We start from the raw sequence: 22060 nt of genomic DNA, 5'->3' as shown, positions 1-22060 counted from the left end.
CCATGAACAGCATCCGATTTCCGGAAGGAAAGACGCTTGATTTCGTGGCGGTCGGCCGCCTGTGCATCGACTTGAACGCCAATGAAATCAACCGGCCGATGGAGGATACGGTTACGTTTACGAAATACGTCGGCGGGTCGCCCGCGAACATCTGCATCGGCATGGCGAGGCTGGGGCTGAAGATCGGCTTTGTCGGCAAAGTGGCGGACGACCAGATGGGCCGGTTCATCGTCCGTTACCTGGAGCGGGAAGGCATCGGCACGGACAATGTCGTGACCGATCGGACCGGCGCGGTGACGGGGCTCGCTTTTACCGAAATCAAGAGCCCGACGGATTGCAGCATTCTGATGTACCGGGATAACGCCGCCGATCTGCTGCTAACGGCAGCCGAGGTGAGGGAGGAGGTCGTCGCCGGCGCGAAGCTGCTGCTCATATCCGGCACGGCGCTGGCGAAGAGCCCTTCCCGCGAGGCGGTGTTCCAGTCGCTCGAATACGCGCGGCGGCACGGTGCCGTCATCGCGTTCGACCTCGACTACCGGCCCTATACGTGGGCCTCGGAGGAGGAGACGGCAGCTTACTACAATCTGGCGGCGGAAAAATGCGACATCGTCATCGGCACGCGCGAGGAATTCGACATGATGGAGCGGTTTGAAGCGAATACCGGCCATGACGATCGCGTCACCGCGGCCAAGTGGTTCGATTACCGCGCCCAAATCGTCATTATCAAGCACGGCAAGGACGGGTCGATCGCCTATGCCAAGGACGGCTCCAGCCATCGCGCGAAGAGCTTCAAGGCGAACGTCGTCAAGACGTTCGGCGCCGGTGACTCCTATGCGGCGGGCTTCCTGTACGGGCTCATGCAGCAGTGGCCGATCGCCCGAAGCATGGAATACGGCAGCGCGGCGGCGGCGATCGTCGTGTCAAGCCACAGCTGCTCCGACGCGATGCCGACGAAGGAGCAGGTCGACGAATTTATCCGGATGAGCAACGCGGCAAGCCCGAACTGACGAGAGGAGACGGAACGACCATGAATAATCAGACGAGCACCACGCAAAAGATCGACAATTATATCGGGGGCCGGTGGACCGCGTCCGCCGCGGAAGCGGCAGAGCCGGTCTATAATCCCGCGACGGAGGAAGTGCTTGCCTACGTGCCGCTGTCTTCGAAGGCGGAGCTGGACGCCGCCGTTCAAGCGGCGAAGGTGGCGTTCCCGGCATGGAGCCGGACGGCGGTGCCGAAGCGGGCGAGAATTTTGTTCAAATACCAGCAGCTGCTTGTCGGCCACTGGGAAGAGCTGGCTTCGATCATAACGAAGGAGAACGGCAAAAGCTACGCGGAAGCGTACGGAGAAGTGCAGCGGGGAATCGAGTGCGTCGAATTCGCCGCGGGCGCCCCTACGCTGATGATGGGCAAGGTGCTGCCCGACATCGCGACGAACCTGGAGTCGGCGATGTACCGCTATCCGATCGGCGTCGTGGGCGGCATTACGCCGTTCAACTTCCCGATGATGGTGCCTTGCTGGATGTTCCCGCTCGCCATCGCCTGCGGCAATACGTTCGTGCTGAAGCCGTCCGAGCGGACGCCGCTGCTCGCGAACCGGCTTGCGGAGCTGTTCGAGGAAGCGGGGCTTCCGGCGGGCGTGCTGAACGTCGTTCACGGCGCCCACGACGTGGTGAACGGCATGCTGGAGCATCCGGACATCAAGGCGGTTTCGTTCGTCGGCTCGCAGCCCGTGGCGGAGTACGTGTACAAGACCGGCACCTCCTACGGCAAAAGGGTGCAGGCGCTGGCCGGCGCCAAAAACCATTCGATCGTCATGCCGGACGCCGATCTCGACGCGGCCGTCCAGCAAATCGTGGGCGCCGCGTTCGGCTCGGCCGGCGAGCGCTGCATGGCGTGCGCGGTCGTCGTCGCGGTCGGCGGCATCGGCGATGCGCTCGTCGGCAAAATCAAGGAAGCGGCCGATAACATCGCAATCGGCAACGGCATGGACGAAGGCGTCTTCCTCGGGCCCGTCATTCGCGGGCCGCACAAGGAAAGAACGCTGAAATATATCGACTTCGGCGAGACGGAAGGCGCTTTGCTGCTGCGCGACGGACGCAAGGACGCGGCGACGGGCGAAGCGGGCTATTTCGTCGGTCCGACGATCTTCGATAACGTCGAGCGCGGGATGAAAATATGGGAGGACGAAATATTCGCGCCGGTGCTGTCGATCGTGCGCGCCGATACGCTGGACGAGGCGATCGCGCTCGCCAATCAATCGGAGTTCGCGAACGGGGCCTGCCTGTTCACCCAGGACGGCGGCAACGTCCGACAATTCCGCGAGACGATCGACGCGGGCATGCTCGGCATCAATCTCGGTGTTCCCGCTCCGATGGCGTTCTTCCCGTTCTCCGGCTGGAAAAAATCGTTTTACGGCGATTTGCACGCGAACGGCGCTGACGGCGTCGAGTTCTACACGAGGAAGAAAATGGTCACCTCGCGCTGGTAATCCGCTGCCGCCGAGGTTCGGCGCGTAAGATAAGACCGGCAGCAACGCACAATGGAGCAGAAGGAGCATGACGCTATGGACAAAGTCAGAATCGGCATTATCGGGGCCGGGCGGATCGGGAGGATCCACGCGGAAAATATGCTGCGGCGGCCGGACGCGGAAGTGGCCGCGATCAGCGATCCCTTCGCGGACGACAAGCTGCGCGAATGGGCGGCGGCAAGAGGAATCGGCCGCGTGACGCGCGATAGCGGAGACGTGATGAACGATCCGTCGATAACGGCGGTATTCATTTGCTCGCCGACGGACACGCATGTCCCGCTCATCAAGCAGGCCGCGGCGGCGGGCAAGCACATCTTCTGCGAGAAGCCGATCAGCATGGACATCGAGCAGACGAAGGAAGCGATCGAGGCGGCGGAGGCGGCCGGGGTCAAGCTGCAGGTCGGCTTCAACCGGCGTTTCGACCATAATTTCCGTCGGGTAAGGGAGGTGGCGCGCTCCGGGCAGGTCGGCCAGCCTCATCTCGTGAAAATCACGTCCCGCGATCCGGAGCCGCCAAGCATGGCGTACGTCCGCTCGTCGGGCGGCATCTTCATGGACATGACGATCCATGATTTCGATATGGCGCGCTTCCTGTCCGGCAGCGAGGCGGTGGAGGTGCACGCGTACGGCAGCGTGCTCGTGGACCCGTCGTTCGCGGAGTGCGACGACATCGATACCGCTATCGTGACGATCAAGTTCGCAAACGGAGCGCTCGGCGTCATCGATAACAGCCGTCAAGCGGTGTACGGCTACGATCAGCGCGTCGAGGTATTCGGCTCCGGCGGCAGCGCTACGGCCGCGAACGACTATCCGAACACGGCGGAGATTCATACGGCGGACGGCGTTCTCCGCGACAAGCCGCTGCACTTCTTCCTGGAGCGGTACAACGAGGCGTATGTGCTGGAAACGGCGCAATTCGTCGCCAGCATCGCATGCGGCACGGACGTGCCGGTCAGCGGGCAGGACGGGTATCAGGCCGAGCTGATGGCGCTTGCGGCCAAATGCTCGCTGCGGCTCGGCAGGCCGGTGAAGCTGGCCGAGGCTTGCGGCCTTGCGAAGCAGACGCTCGCGAAGGAGGGGATTCAATGACGTCGCCATTGATTGTGCCGGCATCGGCGCGCCCCGACGCGGAAGGCAGCGTGCTTCGCATTACGCCGGAGTCGGCGGGGTGGCAGTACGTCGGCTTCGAAGCGCTGAAGCTCGAAGCCGGGCAGCGCGTCCGCAGGGAGACGGGCGAGCGGGAAGCGTGCCTCGTGCTGCTGAGCGGAAGGGCGAACGTATCGACGGCCGCGGCCGAGTGGACCGATATCGGCGGTCGGATGAGCGTATTCGAGAAGATGCCGCCGTATTCGGTCTACGTGCCGAGCGGAGACCGCTACGAGCTGACCGCCCTGACGGACGTCGAGGTGGCCGTCTGCACGGCGCCGGGGCGGGGCGGCCATGAAGCCCGCTTGATCGCGCCGGAGCAGGTGGGCGCGGAGAAGCGAGGCAGCGGCAGCAATGAGCGGCTCGTGCACAATATTTTGCCGGAGGGGGAGCCGGCGGACAGCCTGCTCGTCGTGGAGGTGTTCACGCCGGAGGGCAACTGGTCCAGCTACCCGCCGCACAAGCACGACCGCGACGCGCTGCCGGACGAATCGCTGCTGGAGGAAACGTATTATTATCGCGTGGAGCCCTCGCAGGGCTTCGCGATCCAACGCGTCTACACCGACGACCGCTCGCTCGACGAGACGCTCGCGGTGGCGGACGGACAGGCGGTGCTCGTGCCGAAGGGCTACCATCCGGTAGCGGCTCCCGCCGGGTACGAGGTGTATTATTTGAACGTGATGGCCGGACCAATCCGCACATGGCGGTTCCATAACGATCCGGATCACGAGTGGATGCTGAAGAAATAGGCGGAGGCGGAAGCCGCTCGGCATCAGGTTATTATTGCCAATTGCGCCTTTCTCCGAGCATAATAGGGAGTAGGACGACATGAGCGAGCGAGGAATGCGCATGAAAGCGACTATTTACGACGTAGCCCGCGAGGCGGGCGTATCGATCGCGACCGTATCCAAGGTCATCAACTCCAAAGGGAAAATAAGCGAGGAGCGAAGGCGCGAAATCTTCGCCATCATGGAGCGGCTCCAATACCAGCCGAGCGTGATCGCGTCGGCCTTGACCGGCAAGCATACGTATACGCTGGGCTTGCTCATTCCGGACATCGCGAATCCGTTCTTCGGGGAAGTGGCGCGGGCGGTCGAGGACCGGGGGCATCAGCTCGGCTACAGCGTCATCATTTGCAGCACGGACAACAAGGACGAGCGGATCGAGCAATATTTGTCGGTGCTTAAGCAGAAGCGCGTCGACGGCATCATGATCGGCACGGGCATGGGGAACGCGGATACGCTGCGCGAGCTGCGGGGGGCCATGCCGGTCGTGGCCATCGGCCGCGAGCTGCCGGCCGTACCCGTCCACGCGGTGGTGGCGGACGACCGGCAGGGCGGCCGGAGCGCGGCGGAGCATTTGCTGCTGCTGGGCCACCGCCGCATGGCCGTCCTGTCCGAGGGCATGGCGGTCAGCAGCAGCCGGGACCGGCTTCACGGTTTCAGGCAGAAGCTCGAGGAAGAAGGCGTTCCGCTGCCGGAGCGCCATGTGCGGCCATGCAAGCACCGGATCGAGCATGCGAAGCGGGAGGCGGCTGTGATGCTCGAAGGCAGCGACCGGCCGACCGCGATTTTCTGCTGCAACGACCTGCTCGCCGTCGGCGCGCTGCAGGCGGCCAAGGAGGCGGGCATCAAGGTGCCCGGCGAGCTGTCGGTCGTCAGCTTCGACAACACGGTGCTCGCCTCGGTCACCGATCCGCCGCTCACCTCGGTCGCGCAGCCGATGGAGCGGATCGGCGCCGCCGCCGTCGACCTGCTGCTGGAGCAATTTGGGCAGGGCGCCGCACCGGCCAGGCGCCGCGTCACCTTGCGGACGGAGCTGGTCGTGCGGGCGTCGACGGCGCTCGCCCCGCACAATGAATAAGAACGTCCCCGCATCGCTCGTCAGAGCGGTACGGGAACGTTCTTTTTTTGCGTTCAGCGTCTCACTTATTCGCCTTGCTCGAAGGCGCTCTCGTCCATATACGTCACTTCCCACAGATGGCCGTTAATGTCCTGGAAGCTCCAGCCATACATGAAGCCGTGGTCCTGCTTCTCTTTGGACGGCTGTCCGCCGGCGGCCAGCGCGTTATTCACGATTTCGTCGACCTGTTCCCTGCTGTCCGCGGAGATGGCGAGGATAACTTCCGTATGCGTGCGGGCATTGACGATCTCCTTGCTCGTGAACGTCTGGAAGAACGGCTCGACGAGCAGCATGGCGAAAATATTTTCGCCGATGACCATGCAGGTCGCGTTCTGATCGGTGAATTGCGGATTAAAGGCAAACCCGATTTTGGTGAAAAAATCGATCGATTCCTGCAGGTCCTTTACCGGAAGATTAACATAAATTTGTTTCGCTTGGATTGCCATTGTGATACACCTCTCCATTCGATTTTTTTTGGTTGGAATGTTATTAGGCCAGCGTCGCCAACTGTTCGGCAAAGCGGTCAAACGTTTGTTTCGCGCCCTCGATCGCTCCGTACCGATTCACGGCCGTCTCCAGCTCCTCGGCCGATTTGAAGAGCGAGCGCATTGTGAGCGTCGTCCCGTTCCCTTGCTCGGCGAACGTGACGGTAACCCGGAAGTGCTCGTCGTCTTCGCCATCGCCATGGGAATAGACCAATCGTTCGGGACGGACAACCTCGTGATACGAAATTTTGTTGTCGTAATCGGTTCCGTCGGGTCCGTGCATGACGTAGCGCCATACGCCTCCCGGCCGGACGTCGATTGCCCGCACGGTGATCGTGAACCCGTTTGGCCCCCACCACTTCGGCAGATGGCCGGGGTTCGTCCATGTGTCGAAGACGAGCTCGCGCGGCGCATGAAACGTGCGGCTGACGATTAACTCGCGGTCCACCACCGCCGTCATCGTGTTGTCTGGATGCATTCGGTTTATCCTCCCATTCGCTTGGCTACTGCTCTCTGTTAACAATATACTCTATAGAGAATATTCCTGTCAAGGAATGTTTTGAATTTTGTTTAAACAGCCGATTTACAGAAAGTGGAATGTACTCTACTATGGGGGATATGGGAGGGGCAAGTCCGGTAATGGCGCACAGCATCCGTGTTCATATGCGGATTCAGCTTGAACGACATGTACCTGAAACCTATTTCCGCTTTTTGGCGTTAGGTTATTGTTTTCCAATACCGAATAAGGGAGTGTGACTATGTCGAATAAGCTAATGGGTGCGGCAGCCATTATTTTGGATTCGGATGGCCGCGTATTGTTGGTCAAGCACAGCTACGGCAAATTGAACTGGGATCTTCCGGGCGGCAAATCGGAAGCGGACGAATCCGCGCAGGAAACGGCACGAAGAGAGGTGCAGGAGGAAACGGGGCTAGAGGTCGAGGTTGGGCCATTAACGGGCATCTATTACGACCCTCATTACGATATGCACCATTTTGTATTCCTCTCCAGCAACGCAAATGATCAAGTTCCTATTCCGAGCTCGCCTGAAATTTTGGAATGCGGCTATTTTTCGATCGACGATTTGCCAACACCGATGAGCGACTTTACCTACAACCGAATTCAGGACGCCCTGAAGCTTGAAGGGCGGCCGCCCTTCCATACGATAGGACCGAGGCAGTGGATCGAATAAGGAGGCTGCGAAGACATGAAAGAAAAGATTCGCGAGGCGTACGATAAGCTGGCCGTCGCCTATGAACGAAGCGTCGATGCGGCGAGCGGGCATAACGCCTACTACGAGCGGCCGGCCATGATGAAGCTGATGCCGGGCGACATGGGCGGGCTCGCGGTTCTCGATGCCGGGTGCGCGGCGGGGTGGTATACCGAGCAATTCATTGGCCGCGGCGCGCAAGCGACGGCCATCGACGTCAGCCCGAACATGGCGGAAGCGTGCAGAAAGCGGGTTGGCGGCCTTGCGGATGTACGCGTCTGCGATTTGACGGAGCCACTTCCGTTCGATAACGAATCGTTCGACCTCGTCTCAAGCTCTTTGACGCTGCACTACATCGAGGATTGGGCGCCAACGTTCCGGGAGTTCGAAAGGGTCATGAAGCCGGGCGGGAATTTGCTCTTCTCCGTCCATCATCCGTTCATGGACTTCAAGCTGTTCGACAGGCCGGATTACTTCGCGCGCGAATTGCTGTCGGAAGTATGGAACAAGAAGGAGTCCGGCCCGGTCGAAGTCACCTTCTACAGGAGGCCTCTCCAGGAAATCATCAACGCGGCGTCGGAGCGATTCGTCATCGACCGGCTCGTCGAGCCGCAGCCGGCCGAAGAGTGGAAGGACAAGCCCGAAGCCGCCGACTGGTATGAGCGCTGGTACGAGCGGCTTGCGACGAATCCCCATTTTCTTATCGTGAAAGCCCGAAAGCCGAATTAAGGCGCCGAAAAAAAGGATCGCCAGGAACGTCGATTCCGCCCCTTGCCGTTCGTCGACTTCATGAAGGCAAAAATCTATTCCGCCAGTAAAGGAGAATAAGCCAGTGAAGTTCCTCTGTATCGGTTATTTCCATCCGGACAAAATGGATGCGCGTCCCAAGGAGGAGATGGAAGCCATTATGCGCGAATGCGAGGGGCCGCTCAAGGCATTTTACGAAAGCGGTCAAGTGCTGCTCGATGCCGGGCTCGACAAGGAGACCAAACATTTGCGTCGTTCGAGGGGAAAAGTGACGGTTTTGGACGGCCCTTACAGCGAATCGAAGGAAATGATCGGCAGCGCGTTCATTATCGAAGCGCGTCCCAAGGAGGAGGCGATTCGGGTGGCATCGCTGCATCCGGCCGTGCAAGCGGAAGCCGGCGAGCAGCTCGGCTGGCGCGTCGAGATTCGGCCGATCCGTTACTTTGCGGATTTGGAAGAGAAGATGGAAGGCAGCCGGTAACGCCGGCCGCCTTCTCTTAGCGCTTCGTTGCTTTGACGGAGAAGAGTAGCGGCATATTGCCGTTCTGCTTCAAGCGCCATCTTCCCTTCTCGTCCCGAAGCATGAGACCGGGAAACATCTCATATACCGTGTAAGGAAATTCGTGCACAAACTCGAGCGTCAAGCCCGCCCCGGCCAGCGCGCTGACGATGTCGCCCAGCGTATGCTGCCATTGATAGGTAACGGGATGGTTCAGCTTGTCTTCATCGCCGGTATAGGTGGTTGCGGATTCATAGCGCTTCGCCTCGTTGTCGAAGTAGGGATATTGAATATGAAGACCGCCATCCGCCGCTTCATAAATAAAAGCATGCGGATGGAGCTCGGCCATGTAGAAGGTCCCGCCCGGCTTAAGGGACGCGCCGATCAATTCCGCCCAGCGGGTCAAGTCCGGCAGCCAGCACAGCACGCCGTAGGAAGTATAGACGATGTCGAACTGCTCGCCTTGCAGCGCTTCGGCGGCGTCGTAGAGGTCCGAGCGAAGAAACCTTGCGTCCAGCCCCAGCCGTTCGTTGAGCGATTCGGCCAGCGCAATCGCTTCATCGGAAATATCGACGCCCGTCACGCGGGCGCCCATTCTGGCCCAGGACAGCGTGTCCATGCCGAAATGGCATTGCAAATGCAGCATCGAGCGTCCCGCTACGGAGCCAAGCTCCGTCAAATCCAGCTCCGGAAGCGAACCTTCTCCAGCTACAAAAGCCTCTACATTATAAAAAGCCGATTTGGCGTGTACCGCCGTCCGGTCGTTCCAGTTCAATCGGTTGATTTCCCGGTAATCGGTCACCGTGATCCCCTCTTTCAACGAAGTATGCAGCCCTACGAACATATTAGCATCTCATCCTTCCGGTCGATAAGAGAATAGTCGGGCTAAATTGTTTTTTACCTCGGTGAAAGAGCGCTTCGTACGCCGGCCCACAATACGCGACAGAAGCGGCAAGAGCTATTCCTTGTCGTTTTTTATGGAAAATTTGGAGATGACCTTGCGGGAAGCAAGCTCCTTCAACGCTTGCTTTAACTGATCGGGAGAAGGATTCACGATTCCGAGCTGCTTCTTGAGCAGGTCGGCGAGCGCCTTCTCGCCGCTGTCGTTTTTGTTGTTAATGCGGGTTCACCTCTCCTGACGGTCTGCGTATCCGTTTATTGTACCCATGACGGGTTTGTTTTGTACCCGTATGCCAACAAGGGGGATTTCAAGCGTCTGTGCCGAAGTAAATAGCAAGTCGGAAGCGACATCAAGCAACGCTTGTAACGCAAGCATACTAGGCAGTGCTTACAACTCAAGTATAGCTTGATATACAAAATAGCGGGTGACGGATACACTGGCAATATCACGGACGAAGAGGTGAGGATCGTGTTCGATATGGCGAAAGTAGGCAGAAATATTGCGAAGTTAAGGAAAGAATCCGGCATTACCCAAATGGGCCTGGCCGACCGGCTTGGTATCAGTTATCAGGCGGTGAGCAATTGGGAGCGAGGAGAAACGATGCCCGATATTTCCAAGCTTCCTCTGATTGCGGAAGTTTTCGACGTCAGCATCGATGAAATTCTCGACGAAGGCAAGGGGACGCAGCTGCTTAAAAACATGCTGGATCACGAACCGAAGGATTATTTGCAGCAGCATGAGGTGTCTTTCGAAGAGATTTCGGAAATCGCGCCTTTACTCAGAACAGAGCAAGTTAACGATTTTGTCGAGCATGTGAAGGCAAAAATCGAGATAAGCGATCTCCTGTCCGTCGCTCCGTTTGTCAGCGGGGAGATCGTAGACCGATTGGCAAAGCAGGCGTTTGAAGAAGAAGGTACAGGCATGGCCGCCCTGGCGGCAATCGCCCCATTTATGAGCGAGGACGCGATTGACGAATGCGCCAGGAAAACGATCGAACAAGAAGGTATAGCGGCACTGACGGCGGTCGCTCCGTTTATGAGCGAGGACGCGGTCGACGAATGCGCCAAAAAAACAATTGAAAAAGAAGGGATGGCCGCTCTAGCCGCGATCGCCCCATTTATGAGCAAGGATGCCGTAGACGAGTGTGCCACGAAAATAATCGATAAAGAAGGAATAGCGGCACTGACAGCGGTTGCTCCGTTTATGAGCGAGGACGCGATTGACGAGTGCGCCAAGAAAGCGATTGATAAAGAAGGCATCCGTGCTTTGGCGTCCATCGCTCCATTCATTAGAAATTGAGGAGGAGACGACAGAAGATGAGCGATCGGTTGGATATAATCTGTTTGCATGCGCTCGATAAAGTATTTCCCAATCCAAATTCGGAGATGAAGCCGGCAGCGGAAGGCTCCGCTCTGTTGAACGAGGTTTATTCGTACCAGGTGGCATATAGCGGCGATCGGTTATTGCATCGCGTTCAAGTTGCCGTTCATTCCGTATTAGCGCCGTATATCCGATTGTATTCCGTTGGCCTCGTGCCCTCGGAATACCCGATTCAACCGGATCATGACGACGATATCCTTAGCGCGGAGCCGGGCTTGTATCCCGATCCGCTTCTTCCTATCGATCCGATCGAAGGGGTGATCGCCGTCCCGGGGCAATGGAGATCGATCTGGATTACGGTCGATCCTGCCGGACAAGCGGCGGCGGGGCGTTACCCGATCGAGCTTGTATTTACATCCGAAGCCGGCGAAAGGCTCGCCGGTCAGACCTTCAACCTAGAACTCATCAATGCGAAGCTGCCCGAGCAGGAGCTGATCTATACCAACTGGTTCCACTCCGATTGCCTCTCGACTCACTACGGAACGGAGGTTTTCAGCGAGGAGCACTGGGAAATCATCGGCCGCTTCGTCGAGACGGCGGCCAGGGGCGGCATGAACATGATACTGACGCCCGTATTTACTCCGCCGCTAGATACGGAGGTTGGCAAAGAACGGCCGACCGTCCAGCTTGTCGACGTCGTTAAAGAAGACGGGCAGTACCGTTTCGGATTTTCGCGTCTGAATCGCTGGATCGAGCTGTGTCAAAGCAAAGGAATTCGATATTTCGAAATCTCCCATTTGTTCACGCAGTGGGGAGCGAAGCACGCGCCGAAGATCGTGGCAACCGAGAACGGGAAGCCAGGCCGGATATTCGGGTGGGAGACCGATGCATTCGGCGCGGAATATCGCGCTTTTCTGTCTGCTTTCCTGCCGGAGCTGGTTGCATACTTGCGGGAAAAGGGATTGGAGGATAAGGTTTATTTCCATGTGTCGGACGAGCCGTCGCTGAATCATATGGAGGCCTATCGTCAGGCCAGCGAGATGCTCGGTCAGCATGTCGAAGGATTTCCCGTCATCGACGCGTTATCGGATTACGATTTTTATAAATACGGACTGGTCAAACGGCCGATTCCCGCCAGCAATCATATCGATGCCTTTTTGGAGGGCGGAGGGAGGGACTTATGGACTTACTACTGCGTCAGTCAATACAAGAAGGTTGCCAATCGTTTTATCGCCATGCCGTCTTACCGCAATCGAATTTTAGGCTATCAGTTGTATAAATACAATATTAGCGGATTTTTGCACTGGGGCTACAATTTCTGGTACAGCGGACTGTCCAGAAAAAGCTTGAATCCGTTTCAAAGCACGGATTCGAATCGATGGTTCCCGTCGGGAGACGGCTTCGTGGTCTATCCCGGCGAGCAAGGGGAGCCGATCGAATCGCTGCGGCTAAGGGTATTCCATGACACGCTGCAGGATTTGCGGGCGCTTCGGCTGCTTGAGAAACGGATTGGCCGGGCGGAAGTTCTCGCTCTCATCGAAGAGGGATTGAATGCTCCGCTTACGTTCGACGAATACCCGAGAAATGCGGAATGGATACGTCAAACCAGGCAGCGAGTGAATGCGAAGATCGCCGAGACGGCGAAATAAGCGAATTCGTTCGCGAATCGAGAAACGGCGACGCAAGGATCATCTCCTTAACGTCGCCGTTTGATTTCGAGCTATTGCGGGCAAGCTTGCGGGAAGCGAGCCGTTCCAAGGTCAACGCCTCGCGTTGGCCGGTCTCGACGCCCGGTCAGCTCAGCGTGGCAAGCGCCTCTCTCGTGAACGGCCGCAGCTCTTCGGTGCGCTCCTCGCGGATCTTGGCCGCCCAGGCCGGATCGGTCAGCAGCGCGCGGCCGACGGCGACGAGGTCGAACTCGCCGCGCTCCAGGCGGTCGATCAAATGATCCATGCTTGCGGGCTGACCGCCTTTGCCCGTCTCGAACAAGCTGGTGAACTCGGAATCCAGGCCGACGGAGCCGACGGTAATCGCCGGCTTGCCGGTCAGCTTGCGCGTCCAGCCGGCCAGATTGAGGTCCGAGCCTTCGAACTCCGGCTCCCAGAAGCGGCGCGTGGACGCGTGGAAAATATCGACGCCCGCCGCGGACAGCGGGGCAAGGAAGCGCTCCAGCTCCTCCGGAGTCGCGGCCAGCTTGGCGCCGTAATTGACCGGCTTCCACTGGGAGTAGCGGAAGATGACCGGGAAGTCGGGGCCGACCGCGGCGCGCACCGCCTCGATAACCTCTACCGCGAATCGGGTGCGCCCCACAAGGTCGCCGCCATACGCATCCGTGCGCTTGTTCGTGACGTCCCAGAAAAATTGGTCGATGAGGTAGCCGTGCGCTCCGTGGATCTCCACCGCGTCGAAGCCGAGGCGCTTCGCGTCGGCGGCAGCTTGAGCGTAAGCCTGCACGAGCCCGCGAATTTCTTCGGCCGTTAGCGGCTCCGATACCCGCTCGCCTGTCAGGCCGAGGCCCGACGGCCCGATCGGATCGGCGTTCGAATCGGGGAATTTGTCCCTGTTGCGGGCGGTTCCGGTATGCCAGATTTGCGGTGCGATTTTGCCGCCTGCTTCGTGCACTTCGCGGACGACGCGCGCCCAGCCTTCGAGCGCTTCTTCTCCGTAAAAATGCGGGACGTCCCGGTCGGCTGCCGACGCCGGATGGTTAATGACCGTACCCTCCGTGATGATAAGGCCGACGCCGTTCTCCGCTCTACGCCGGTAATAGCCGGCCACTTCGGGTCCGGGCACGCCTCCCGGCGAGAAGGAACGGGTCATCGGCGCCATCACGATGCGATTGTCAAGCTTCAGGCGGCCTCCTTCGAATGGTTTGAATAACGCCGCAGCGGTATTGGATATTGTCATTTGTATCTCTCCTCTTGTATGAACTTGAATCTGTGATTCATCCGTACATCTAAATATATAGATTAACGAATTCGGATGCAACCCATTTTTTTCGTAAAGACATCCGCGGCTACTTTTTTTTGGCCTGCAGACCGGCCGCGAAGTTCTCCAAAAAGTCGGCGATCGCTTCTTCGTTGCGCCTGTAGTAGGTCCACTGGCCAAAGCGGCGCGACTCGAGCAGCCCGGCCTTCTGCATGGAGGACAGGTAGGAGGAGATGACCGATTGCGCCAGGCCGGATTTCTCCTGAATCGTCCCGACGCACACGCCGCCCGGAAATTGTTCGCGAATGACGTTCGGCGAATCGTCGTTCAGCAGCTCCGGCTCCTGCAGCCAGCACAGAATGTTGAGGCGGGTTTCGTTGGACAGCGCCTTCAGCACCGCGAGCATGTTTTCGTTATTCATCGTTCCACCCACTCTTGGTTAGTATGTATCCAGTATACCAAAAAGCGATGCGAATAAGAAAATGGTTTAATCAGGCGGCCCGCTTTTCCGTCGGAGTACATGATAAAGACGTGTCCCTGCTAGAGCGAAATGTATGCGCTGCCAAAATAACATTGCCGCCGGCAGTCTGGGTTACATGCTATCGGATAATGAATGGTTACCGATTTACGTCAGCGCTATTGACGAATGAATCAATTTTATTTAGAGTTATGTTAAACATAACAAAATAACTAACAAGGTAATAGTTTGTTTTTCGATGTAAAGCAACTATTCGCCAGTTAAACATGAATCCGAAGAAGGGGGCTGTATACCTTGGCATGAAGACCAGAATAGGCGCGGCAGTTGTTATGATGGCCGTAAGCGGATTAACGGCATGCGTCGCGGGAACGGAGGAGCGGTTCCGGAGGTTCGAAGCCGAGAACGGCGGGTTAACGGGCGTTCATGCCGATTCGGCCGCGGAAGGGTACTCCGGCGAAGGATACGTGACGGGCTTCGATCAAGACGCCGATGAGCTGGTCGTGCGGCTCGACGTTCCGGCCCAAGGACTCTACGAGCTGAAGGTCGGCTATCGCAGCCCGGACGGGGAGAAGGCGGCCCGCTTATCGCTTAACGGCAAGCCGTTCGGCGATCTGAAGCTGGCGCAAGCCGCGGTTTTCGGCGAGACAGGGGCGGGCAAGATCGATTTGGAGGAAGGCTCGAACGAGCTGAAGCTCCATTCCTATTGGGGATGGTACGAGATCGATTATGTCGCGATCGCCAAGGCAGGGCCTCGTTCCAAGCACGCGGTCGAGCGAACGCTGAGCAATCCCGACGCCTCGCCCGAAGCGAAGGCGTTGCACAATTATTTGATCGATCAGTACGGGAAGCGCATCCTGTCCGGCCAGCAGACGCTTCAGGACGCCTTGCAGCTGAATGGGGACTATGGCAAACTGCCGGCTATTGCGGGTTTCGATCTAATCGAATATTCGCCGACGAGACAGCAATTCGGCTCCGGCTCCAAGGAGATCGAGAACATGCTGCAATGGCATGAGCTTGGAGGGATCGCAACGCTCGCCTGGCACTGGAATGCGCCGGCCGATCTCGTCAATACGGAGGAGCAGCCGTGGTGGAAGGGCTTCTACAAGGAAGGTACGACGTATGATCTGCCGGCGGCGCTCGCGAACCCGGATTCCGAGAGCTATAAGCGGCTTGTCGGCGATATCGACGCGATTGCCGTTCAGCTGCAACGTCTTGAAGAAGCAAGAATTCCCGTGCTCTGGCGGCCGCTTCACGAGGCGGAGGGCGGCTGGTTCTGGTGGGGGGCGCACGGCCCGGAGGCTGCAAAGCAGCTGTGGCGCTTGATGTACGACCGGCTTACCCGCCATCATGGGATCGATAATTTGATCTGGATATGGAATTCGGAATCGCCTGCCTGGTATCCCGGGGACGACGTCGTCGACATCGTGAGCGTCGATTCGTACCCGCAGCCGGGCGATTACAGCCCGGTTAGCCGCGCTTACGAAAGCCTGCTGGCCCTGACGGGCGGCAAGAAGCTGGTAGCCCTCACGGAGAACGGTCCGATTCCGGATCCCGAGCTTCTCGAGCAGTACGAAGCGCACTGGAGCTGGTATTGTACGTGGACCGGCGAATTCATTCATGACGGCAAGCAGAACAGCCCGGAGCATATTCGGAAGGTCTTGGCGCATGACTACGTCATCACGCTGGATGAGCTTCCGGAGTTTTGACGGAATCCGCAAGGAAACGGCGCCGTCCTGACGCAGTATTCCAAATCGCGCAGGCCTATAGTATCATAACAAAAGAACGAAATCGCCAATGGTTGCAGCCCAAAAAAACGACGATAACGAACGGATGAGGCGAATGAGGAAAAAAGTGACGATGCAAGAAATCGCGGATATGGTCGGGGTATCCAAATTCGCGGTGTCCCGCGCTTTAAGCTCCAAGCCGGGCGTAAGCCCGCAAACAAAGGAGACGATATTGAAGGCGGCCGGGCAGCTCGGATATTTCTCCGGCGGCGGCAATAACGAACCTGTCAAATCAACTTTCAAATCGGGCATTCAGCTGAGACCGGCCCAGCAGAGCGGACTGTCAGGCTCGATTGTCATCTTGTTCCCCAATATCCGACATCAGAATCGGGACAATGTCTATTGGGGACCCGTGTTCGACGGCATTATGAATCGATTGAATCAGGAGACGCTGGATATCGTCACGCTTACCGAGCCTTCGACCGACAACATGTTCAGTTTGCTGAATCCTGATGCCATCCGGGGCATTATCTCCATCGGTTCCATCTCCACGCAAATTTTGCTGGATATCGGGCGGCTGAACATTCCCGTCACGATGGTAGATCATGCGGATCCGGCGTTTCAGTGCGACACCGTTTTTACGGATAATTTCGGCGGCATGAGGAAGCTTATGACCAAGCTGATCAGCAAAGGTTACCGCAAGTATCAGTTCGTGGGCAGCATCAAGGATGCGCCAAGCTATTATGAACGCTGGATCGCCTTCAAGACGACGCTGGAAGAGCATGATATCGAGCTCAAGCAGGATCCGCTGCTCATCGGGCCGGAAGCGGTAGATATCTACATGATGATGCCCAAGCTGTCGCTGGACGAGCTGCCGGAGGTGTTCGTCTGCGCCCACGATTCCAGTGCCGCTTTCATGGTCGAAGAGCTGCAGAAGCGGGGCATCCAAGTGCCGCGGGATTGTGGCGTAACGGGATTCGACAACACAAATGACACGCATCCCATTCTGGCGACCGTCAATGTCAACATGGAACTGCTGGGCATTAGGGCCGTCGACCAGATGATCTGGCGCATTATGAACCCGGATACCGCCCCCGAGCGCAAGCTGATTGCCGGCGAGCTGCTCGTCAGGGAGCAATACGCCATGCAGCTGGACGATTAATCGTCCGAATGGATAACGAATAGGAACCTGACGACGCGCCTCGAACGCAAGGCGCGTTTTTTTCGCATGTCGCGATCCGCTAGAAATGTCAGCAATTGCAGGAGAAACCTACGCAACTTGTCGCATTTTGTTAGGTTGATATAAAAACAAGATAACGATAATAAAAAACATAATCTAATTTTGTTGCGATAATGTATTGATATTCGTTTGGCACGGTGTTATGATGTTAGTGCAGCCGGATAACAGGGCCGATTGCCTAGAAGCTTCATAAGGATCCGTTTTCAAATTTTTTTAAGGGGGATTGTAAGCGGTTTCTAATTGGATTTGCGTTTCGTCGCAGGTCATACTTACGCACGACCATTTCGCTTCGCCGCTCGCTTCAAATCGCGCTTCACCGCTATCTTCGAATGACGCTTCACGTCTTGATTCACATCCGGGTTCATCTCTCTGGCTTTAACTTGCTTCGCCATCAGCTTAGATCGACTTGTCTAAATCTCTAGTAATCCGATTAGGGGAGGAATGACAATGAAAAAAATGAAAGTGCTTACATCGATGTTGCTTGCCTGCATGATGGTGGTCACGGCGTGCAGCGGCGGCAGTGGAGGAAACGGGGGGAATAGCGGCACGGCCACAAACGCGCCTTCGCCGGAAGCGACCGCGGAGCCGAGCCAAGCGCCGGATGCGACGCCGGAGCCGACCGACCTCGGCGGGCGCACGATCCGCATCGCGGCGTGGTGGGACGACAAGCCGAAGGGTGAGACGGCGAACGAGATCGCCCGCCTCGAGAAGATGGCCGAGCTCGAGAAGGCGTACAACTTCAAATTCGAATTCATCAATATTCCTTTCGAAGAGTACATGGATAAATTCACGACGACCGTGCTGGCGGGCGAGCCGTTCGCGGATGTCGCCATCATGGAATTCAAGCGCGCCATCGTGCCCGTCAAGTCGGGACTGGTGCTCCCGCTTAGCGAATTTACGACGCCGGGCAACGACATCAACAACGAGCAGAAGCTCGTGACGAAGCTGCCGGCGCTCGGCGGCGACGAATACGCATTCAGCCCGCCGTTCGTTTCGGTGGTCGGCCTGCACTACAACCGCGACCTGTTCAAGCGTCTCGGCCTCGAGGATCCTCAGACGTTGTACGCGAACGGACAATGGACGTGGGACAAATTTCTGGAGATGGCGAAGGAAGCCACCCGCGATACCGACAATGACGGCAAGATCGACTCCTTCGGCTTCTCGGGATGGCCGGCGGATATGGCGCGCCACTTCGGCGCCTCGAACGGCGTAACGTTCGTCAACGAGTCGTCGCTGGCGGATCAAGCGGGCGATCCGAGAATGATCGAGACGCTGGAGTTCGTGAACCGCGTCGTCAACGTGGAGAACGTGATGAAGGTGAAGACGGGCAACAAGATGGATTGGAACGAGACGAACACGTTCAAGGACGGCGACGTGGCCATGTCGATCCAATACGACTGGAACATCGCCGATCTGACGTTCGAAGCCGGCGTCGTGCCGATTCCGAAGGGACCTCAGAGCGACGGCGAGCACACCTATGCCAACGCGGCGCTGAATGGCTGGTTCATTCCGAAGGGCGTCAAGGATCCGCAGATCGTCTACCACATCTTCGAAGAGATGCGCAACGTGCCGCCGACGGAGGAATACCTTGGCCAGGATTGGCTGGAAGCCCGCTATAAGTCCGAAGCCGACATCCAGATGGCGCTGGAGCATATCAATGGCACGGGCATGATCTCGATCGAAGAAGGCGTGCCGGATTATCCGTTCTACGGCATCTTGGACGACATCATCGTCAACAGCCAGTCGGTGACGGCCACCATCGAGAAATTCAAGCAGCAAGGCGCGGACGCGCTTGCCAAGCTAAGTCAATAATCGAGGCGTCAGCGCCTCGGGATGCTGGAAGGGGAGGTGTGCCGCAGCCGGCGCACCTCTTCTAACGATTGGGATCTCGCGAAGCCAGCCATGGAAGTCATTTCAATAAGGAGGGCTGACAGTTGCAAACGAAACAGCGGGTGAAAATATCGCTGCTCGCAGCGCTCTGCCTGACGCTTGTCGCCGGCGCGCCGGGCCCCGTCTCCTTGACGTCAGCCGAAGGGGAAGCACGGGCCGATCTGTCGGCCGGCCAATCGGACGGCGACGAACAAGCACGGCTCGTTGACGCCGTCATGCAGGGCGCCGATTACGCCAGCTACATGGAACGGTACAAGGACGCCTCGACGCCGGATCGCGAGATCGTGGTGGAAGCCGCCGGATATGCCGCCGTCCAAGGCTCGGATTTCAAACCGGTAACCGGGTTCGAAGACATGGAGGGCGCAGCGCTGCATACGGGCGAGCAAGGCCGGGTCGATTGGGAAATTCAAGTTCCGGAAGCGGGACTTTACCATATGTCCATCCTGTATTACCCCATTGAAGGGAAAAGCTCCGGCATCGAGCGCGCGCTGCTGATCGACGGCGAGCTTCCTTTCGAGGAAGCGGCTTATTTGCAGTTCGACCGAATCTGGGGCAACGAGCTGGAGGAAGCGGAACGCGACAACAGGGGCAACGATCTGCGGCCGAGGCAGGTCGAGCGGCCGGAATGGCGGGAAGCCATGCTCAAGGACGTGGAGGGTTATTACGCCGAGCCGTTCCAATTCTACCTCACGGAAGGCAAGCATACCCTCTCGTTCGTGTCGCAGCGCGAGCCGATGGTCGTGAAACAGCTGAAGCTGTTCCGGCATGAGTCGGCCCCTGCATATGAGGAAGCGCTGGCGGGCTACCGGAACGACGGCGCCGCCGAGACGGAAGGGGTTCTGCTCACGGTTCAAGGGGAGGACGCGACGGCGAAATCATCGCCGACGCTCTATCCGCAGACCGAACGGTCGTCTCCGGCGGTCGAGCCCTACAGCTCGTCCAAGACACGTGTGAACACGATCGGCGGCTATAATTGGCGCGTGCCCGGGCAATGGATCGAATGGAAGGTCGACGTGCCGGAGACGGGCCTCTACAAAGTCGCGTTCAAATCGCAGCAAAATTTCGTGCGCGGCATCTATTCCACGCGCCGCCTGCTGATCGACGGCGAGATTCCGTTCCAAGAGATGGAGCTGGTTCCGTTCCGTTACAAGAGCGGGTACCGGCTCGACGTCATGGGCGGCGACGAGCCTTATCTCTACTACTTGGAGAAAGGCGAGCACACGCTGCGCCTGGAGAATACGCTTGGCGAATTCGCGCCTCTCATTCGGGAGGTAGAGGAAAGCCTGTTCAACCTCAACGCCATGTACCGCAAAATATTGATGATTACCGGCGCAGCCCCGGATCAGCTGCGCGATTACCGCGTGGAGCAGCAAATTCCGAATTTGCTTGAGACGTTCGAAGAAGAGAGCGAAAGGCTGAAGCGGATCAGCATGGAGCTTCACCGGCTGTCGGGAGGGACCGGCGACGCGGAAGCGCTGCTGAAGACGATGTCCACGCAGTTGGACGAGATGATCGACGAGCCGTACACGATTCCAAGGCGTCTCGGGTCTTACAAGAGCAATACCGGCGGGCTCGGCACCTGGCTGCTGCGCACGCGCGAGATGCCGCTCGAGATCGACGAGTTGTACGTCGCGTCGCCGGGCAAGAAGCTGCCGAAGACGGGCGCGGGGTTCTTCAGCCAGCTGAAGCACGAGGCGACGACGTTCGTGAATTCCTTCGTCATCGACTACAACCAGATCGGCAACGTTGCGGAGGACAAAGACGCCAAGTCGGTGACGGTGTGGATCGGCAGCGGACGCGACCAGGCCAATACGCTTAAGGCGATGATCGACGAGACGTTCACGCCGGAGACGGGCATCAACGTCAACCTGAAGCTGGTGCAGATGCACACGCTGCTGCCGGCGACACTCGCGGGACAAGGACCGGACGTGGCGATGCAGATCGGCAACGACATTCCCGTCAACTACGCGATGAGGGGCGCGGCGGCCGACCTGAGCGGATTTCCCGACTTCGAGGAAGTCGTTGAACGGTTCCGCCCGAGCGCCATGGTTCCGTACAGCTACGAAGAAGGCGTATTCGCGCTGCCCGAGACGCAGACGTTCAATATGTTGTTTTATCGCAAGGATGTGCTCAGCGAGCTGGGGCTGGATGTTCCTCAGACATGGGATGACGTAGCGGAGCTGTTCGCGGTGCTGAACAAGCATCATATGGAGTTCGGGCTGCCGCTCGTGCTGCAGCCGCAATATCCCGGCGAGAACATACCGCCGAACTCGCTGTTCGCCGCGCTGCTCATGCAGAACGGCGGCGAGTTCTACCGGAACGGGGGCAAGGAATCCGATCTGGATTCGCGCGTCGGGATCGAAACGTTCAAGACGTGGACGGAGTTCTATACCGACTACAAGCTGGAGCGGGAGTTCGACTTCCCGAACCGGTTCCGGACGGGACAGATGCCGATCGGCATCGCCGACTATACCACATACAACCAGCTTACCGTGTTCGCGCCGGAAATTCGCGGTTTGTGGGGCTTCGCGCCGATTCCGGGCACGCCGCAGCCGGACGGGACGATCCGCCGGGACGTCCCGAGCGGCGGCAGCGCGACGATCATGCTGGACGACGCGGAAGACAAGGACGCCGCGTGGGCGTTCATGAAGTGGTGGACCAGCGACGAGGTGCAGACGATGTTCGGACGCGAGATGGAAAGCCTGATGGGCGCGGCCGCCCGTTATCCGACGGCCAACATCAACGCGCTGGACCGCTTGCCGTGGCCGGTCGACGATTACGAGCAGCTCAAGGCGCAGTTCGAATCCGTGCGCGGTATTCCGGAAGTGCCGGGCGGCTATTTTACGGGACGTCATCTGCTCAACGCATTCTACAGCGTCGTGGTGGGCAGCGCCGACCAGAAGGCGATGGGCATTACGATCAAAGGCGAGAAGGCCGAGCCTCGAGAGACGATCGTGGAGTACGCGCAATTCATGCACGAAGAGATCCGCAACAAACGAAGAGAGTTCGGCCTGGACGAATGAGAGGGGGATTCACGTGTCTGAAGTCATATTGAAGGAAGG

The 22060-nt window shown here is 58.3% G+C and carries 19 protein-coding genes; 14 read left to right on the top strand and 5 right to left on the bottom strand.

Features of this window, described 5'->3' with window-relative positions; genetic code table 11:
* Window positions 1–2 precede the first annotated feature (2 nt).
* The 5 genes from iolC to IDH41_RS12080 all read left to right on the top strand — a co-directional run bounded on the left by iolC (window position 3) and on the right by IDH41_RS12080 (window position 5539).
* Window positions 3–1007: a 5-dehydro-2-deoxygluconokinase gene (iolC, locus tag IDH41_RS12100; protein WP_190861312.1), complete on the top strand. Its 1005-nt coding sequence runs from the start codon at window positions 3–5 to the stop codon at window positions 1005–1007.
* 20 nt (window positions 1008–1027) lie between these two features.
* Window positions 1028–2491: a CoA-acylating methylmalonate-semialdehyde dehydrogenase gene (locus tag IDH41_RS12095; protein ID WP_190861311.1), complete on the top strand. Its 1464-nt coding sequence runs from the start codon at window positions 1028–1030 to the stop codon at window positions 2489–2491.
* Window positions 2492–2566: 75 nt separating this feature from the next.
* Window positions 2567–3619 (top strand): inositol 2-dehydrogenase, encoded by a 1053-nt coding sequence (gene iolG, locus IDH41_RS12090; protein WP_190861310.1) that lies wholly within the window; start codon window positions 2567–2569, stop codon window positions 3617–3619.
* Entirely contained in the window at window positions 3616–4425 is an 810-nt protein-coding gene (gene iolB / locus IDH41_RS12085) for a 5-deoxy-glucuronate isomerase (protein ID WP_190861309.1), read from the top strand. Before iolG ends, iolB begins: the two co-directional genes overlap by 4 nt.
* 100 nt (window positions 4426–4525) lie before the next feature.
* Window positions 4526–5539, top strand: coding sequence for a LacI family DNA-binding transcriptional regulator (locus IDH41_RS12080; protein ID WP_190861549.1), 1014 nt, complete (start codon window positions 4526–4528; stop codon window positions 5537–5539).
* A gap of 65 nt (window positions 5540–5604) precedes the next feature.
* On the opposite strand, the gene IDH41_RS12075 is transcribed toward IDH41_RS12080, so the two are convergent.
* Both IDH41_RS12075 and IDH41_RS12070 read right to left on the bottom strand, forming a co-directional pair.
* Window positions 5605–6024 carry a VOC family protein gene (locus IDH41_RS12075; RefSeq protein ID WP_190861308.1) on the bottom strand — a complete coding sequence of 140 codons (420 nt, stop codon included), beginning with the start codon at window positions 6022–6024 and terminating at the stop codon, window positions 5605–5607.
* Window positions 6025–6067: 43 nt separating this feature from the next.
* Complete coding sequence (locus tag IDH41_RS12070) at window positions 6068–6541, bottom strand: SRPBCC family protein (protein ID WP_190861306.1); 474 nt, start codon at window positions 6539–6541, stop codon at window positions 6068–6070.
* 280 nt (window positions 6542–6821) lie between these two features.
* Between IDH41_RS12070 and IDH41_RS12065 the strand changes: the two genes are divergently transcribed.
* From IDH41_RS12065 to IDH41_RS12055, 3 genes are all read left to right on the top strand, one after another.
* Window positions 6822–7253, top strand: a complete 432-nt coding sequence (locus tag IDH41_RS12065) for an NUDIX hydrolase (RefSeq protein WP_190861304.1) — start codon at window positions 6822–6824, stop codon at window positions 7251–7253.
* Window positions 7254–7268: 15 nt separating this feature from the next.
* Entirely contained in the window at window positions 7269–8000 is a 732-nt protein-coding gene (locus IDH41_RS12060) for a class I SAM-dependent methyltransferase (protein WP_190861302.1), read from the top strand.
* Window positions 8001–8103: 103 nt separating this feature from the next.
* Window positions 8104–8499 carry a YciI family protein gene (locus tag IDH41_RS12055; protein WP_190861300.1) on the top strand — a complete coding sequence of 132 codons (396 nt, stop codon included), beginning with the start codon at window positions 8104–8106 and terminating at the stop codon, window positions 8497–8499.
* 16 nt (window positions 8500–8515) lie between these two features.
* On the opposite strand, the gene IDH41_RS12050 is transcribed toward IDH41_RS12055, so the two are convergent.
* Window positions 8516–9361, bottom strand: coding sequence for a class I SAM-dependent methyltransferase (locus tag IDH41_RS12050; protein ID WP_223829668.1), 846 nt, complete (start codon window positions 9359–9361; stop codon window positions 8516–8518).
* A 534-nt stretch (window positions 9362–9895) separates the two neighbouring features.
* Here IDH41_RS12050 and IDH41_RS12045 point away from each other — a divergent pair.
* Both IDH41_RS12045 and IDH41_RS12040 read left to right on the top strand, forming a co-directional pair.
* A complete protein-coding gene (locus tag IDH41_RS12045; protein WP_223829687.1) occupies window positions 9896–10717 on the top strand; it encodes a helix-turn-helix transcriptional regulator in 822 nt (273 codons plus the stop codon).
* 17 nt (window positions 10718–10734) lie between these two features.
* Window positions 10735–12387: a DUF4091 domain-containing protein gene (locus IDH41_RS12040; protein ID WP_190861296.1), complete on the top strand. Its 1653-nt coding sequence runs from the start codon at window positions 10735–10737 to the stop codon at window positions 12385–12387.
* A 145-nt stretch (window positions 12388–12532) separates the two neighbouring features.
* Here the strand turns inward: IDH41_RS12040 and IDH41_RS12035 are convergent, their stop codons facing one another.
* Together IDH41_RS12035 and IDH41_RS12030 are read right to left on the bottom strand one after the other, a co-directional pair.
* A complete protein-coding gene (locus tag IDH41_RS12035) occupies window positions 12533–13645 on the bottom strand; it encodes an NADH:flavin oxidoreductase (protein ID WP_190861294.1) in 1113 nt (370 codons plus the stop codon).
* A gap of 109 nt (window positions 13646–13754) precedes the next feature.
* Window positions 13755–14087, bottom strand: a complete 333-nt coding sequence (locus IDH41_RS12030; RefSeq protein WP_190861292.1) for an ArsR/SmtB family transcription factor — start codon at window positions 14085–14087, stop codon at window positions 13755–13757.
* A gap of 356 nt (window positions 14088–14443) precedes the next feature.
* On the opposite strand from IDH41_RS12030, the gene IDH41_RS12025 reads away from it, so the two are divergent.
* The 4 genes from IDH41_RS12025 to IDH41_RS12010 all read left to right on the top strand — a co-directional run bounded on the left by IDH41_RS12025 (window position 14444) and on the right by IDH41_RS12010 (window position 22021).
* Entirely contained in the window at window positions 14444–15850 is a 1407-nt protein-coding gene (locus tag IDH41_RS12025; RefSeq protein WP_190861291.1) for a glycosyl hydrolase, read from the top strand.
* Between the two features lie 133 nt (window positions 15851–15983).
* Window positions 15984–17030, top strand: a complete 1047-nt coding sequence (locus IDH41_RS12020; protein WP_190861289.1) for a LacI family DNA-binding transcriptional regulator — start codon at window positions 15984–15986, stop codon at window positions 17028–17030.
* Between the two features lie 525 nt (window positions 17031–17555).
* Complete coding sequence (locus tag IDH41_RS12015; protein WP_190861287.1) at window positions 17556–18920, top strand: ABC transporter substrate-binding protein; 1365 nt, start codon at window positions 17556–17558, stop codon at window positions 18918–18920.
* Between the two features lie 122 nt (window positions 18921–19042).
* Window positions 19043–22021 carry an extracellular solute-binding protein gene (locus tag IDH41_RS12010; RefSeq protein WP_223829667.1) on the top strand — a complete coding sequence of 993 codons (2979 nt, stop codon included), beginning with the start codon at window positions 19043–19045 and terminating at the stop codon, window positions 22019–22021.
* Window positions 22022–22060: the final 39 nt, after the last annotated feature.

It is taken from the genome of Paenibacillus arenilitoris, from assembly GCF_014705655.1.
In the GTDB taxonomy this organism is placed as follows: domain Bacteria; phylum Bacillota; class Bacilli; order Paenibacillales; family Paenibacillaceae; genus Pristimantibacillus; species Pristimantibacillus arenilitoris.
Note: the sequence above shows the minus strand (reverse complement) of the source record. Positions and strands in the feature narration are given on the sequence as shown.

Coding starts and splice junctions, on each gene's coding strand:
- iolC (WP_190861312.1), top strand. CDS start 3: ATGAACAGCATCCGATTTCCGGAAGGAAAGACGCTTGATTTCGTGGCG.
- IDH41_RS12095 (WP_190861311.1), top strand. CDS start 1,028: ATGAATAATCAGACGAGCACCACGCAAAAGATCGACAATTATATCGGG.
- iolG (WP_190861310.1), top strand. CDS start 2,567: ATGGACAAAGTCAGAATCGGCATTATCGGGGCCGGGCGGATCGGGAGG.
- iolB (WP_190861309.1), top strand. CDS start 3,616: ATGACGTCGCCATTGATTGTGCCGGCATCGGCGCGCCCCGACGCGGAA.
- IDH41_RS12080 (WP_190861549.1), top strand. CDS start 4,526: ATGAAAGCGACTATTTACGACGTAGCCCGCGAGGCGGGCGTATCGATC.
- IDH41_RS12075 (WP_190861308.1), bottom strand. CDS start 6,024: ATGGCAATCCAAGCGAAACAAATTTATGTTAATCTTCCGGTAAAGGAC.
- IDH41_RS12070 (WP_190861306.1), bottom strand. CDS start 6,541: ATGCATCCAGACAACACGATGACGGCGGTGGTGGACCGCGAGTTAATC.
- IDH41_RS12065 (WP_190861304.1), top strand. CDS start 6,822: ATGTCGAATAAGCTAATGGGTGCGGCAGCCATTATTTTGGATTCGGAT.
- IDH41_RS12060 (WP_190861302.1), top strand. CDS start 7,269: ATGAAAGAAAAGATTCGCGAGGCGTACGATAAGCTGGCCGTCGCCTAT.
- IDH41_RS12050 (WP_223829668.1), bottom strand. CDS start 9,361: ATGTTCGTAGGGCTGCATACTTCGTTGAAAGAGGGGATCACGGTGACC.
- IDH41_RS12045 (WP_223829687.1), top strand. CDS start 9,896: ATGGCGAAAGTAGGCAGAAATATTGCGAAGTTAAGGAAAGAATCCGGC.
- IDH41_RS12040 (WP_190861296.1), top strand. CDS start 10,735: ATGAGCGATCGGTTGGATATAATCTGTTTGCATGCGCTCGATAAAGTA.
- IDH41_RS12035 (WP_190861294.1), bottom strand. CDS start 13,645: ATGACAATATCCAATACCGCTGCGGCGTTATTCAAACCATTCGAAGGA.
- IDH41_RS12030 (WP_190861292.1), bottom strand. CDS start 14,087: ATGAATAACGAAAACATGCTCGCGGTGCTGAAGGCGCTGTCCAACGAA.
- IDH41_RS12025 (WP_190861291.1), top strand. CDS start 14,444: ATGAAGACCAGAATAGGCGCGGCAGTTGTTATGATGGCCGTAAGCGGA.
- IDH41_RS12020 (WP_190861289.1), top strand. CDS start 15,984: ATGAGGAAAAAAGTGACGATGCAAGAAATCGCGGATATGGTCGGGGTA.
- IDH41_RS12015 (WP_190861287.1), top strand. CDS start 17,556: ATGAAAAAAATGAAAGTGCTTACATCGATGTTGCTTGCCTGCATGATG.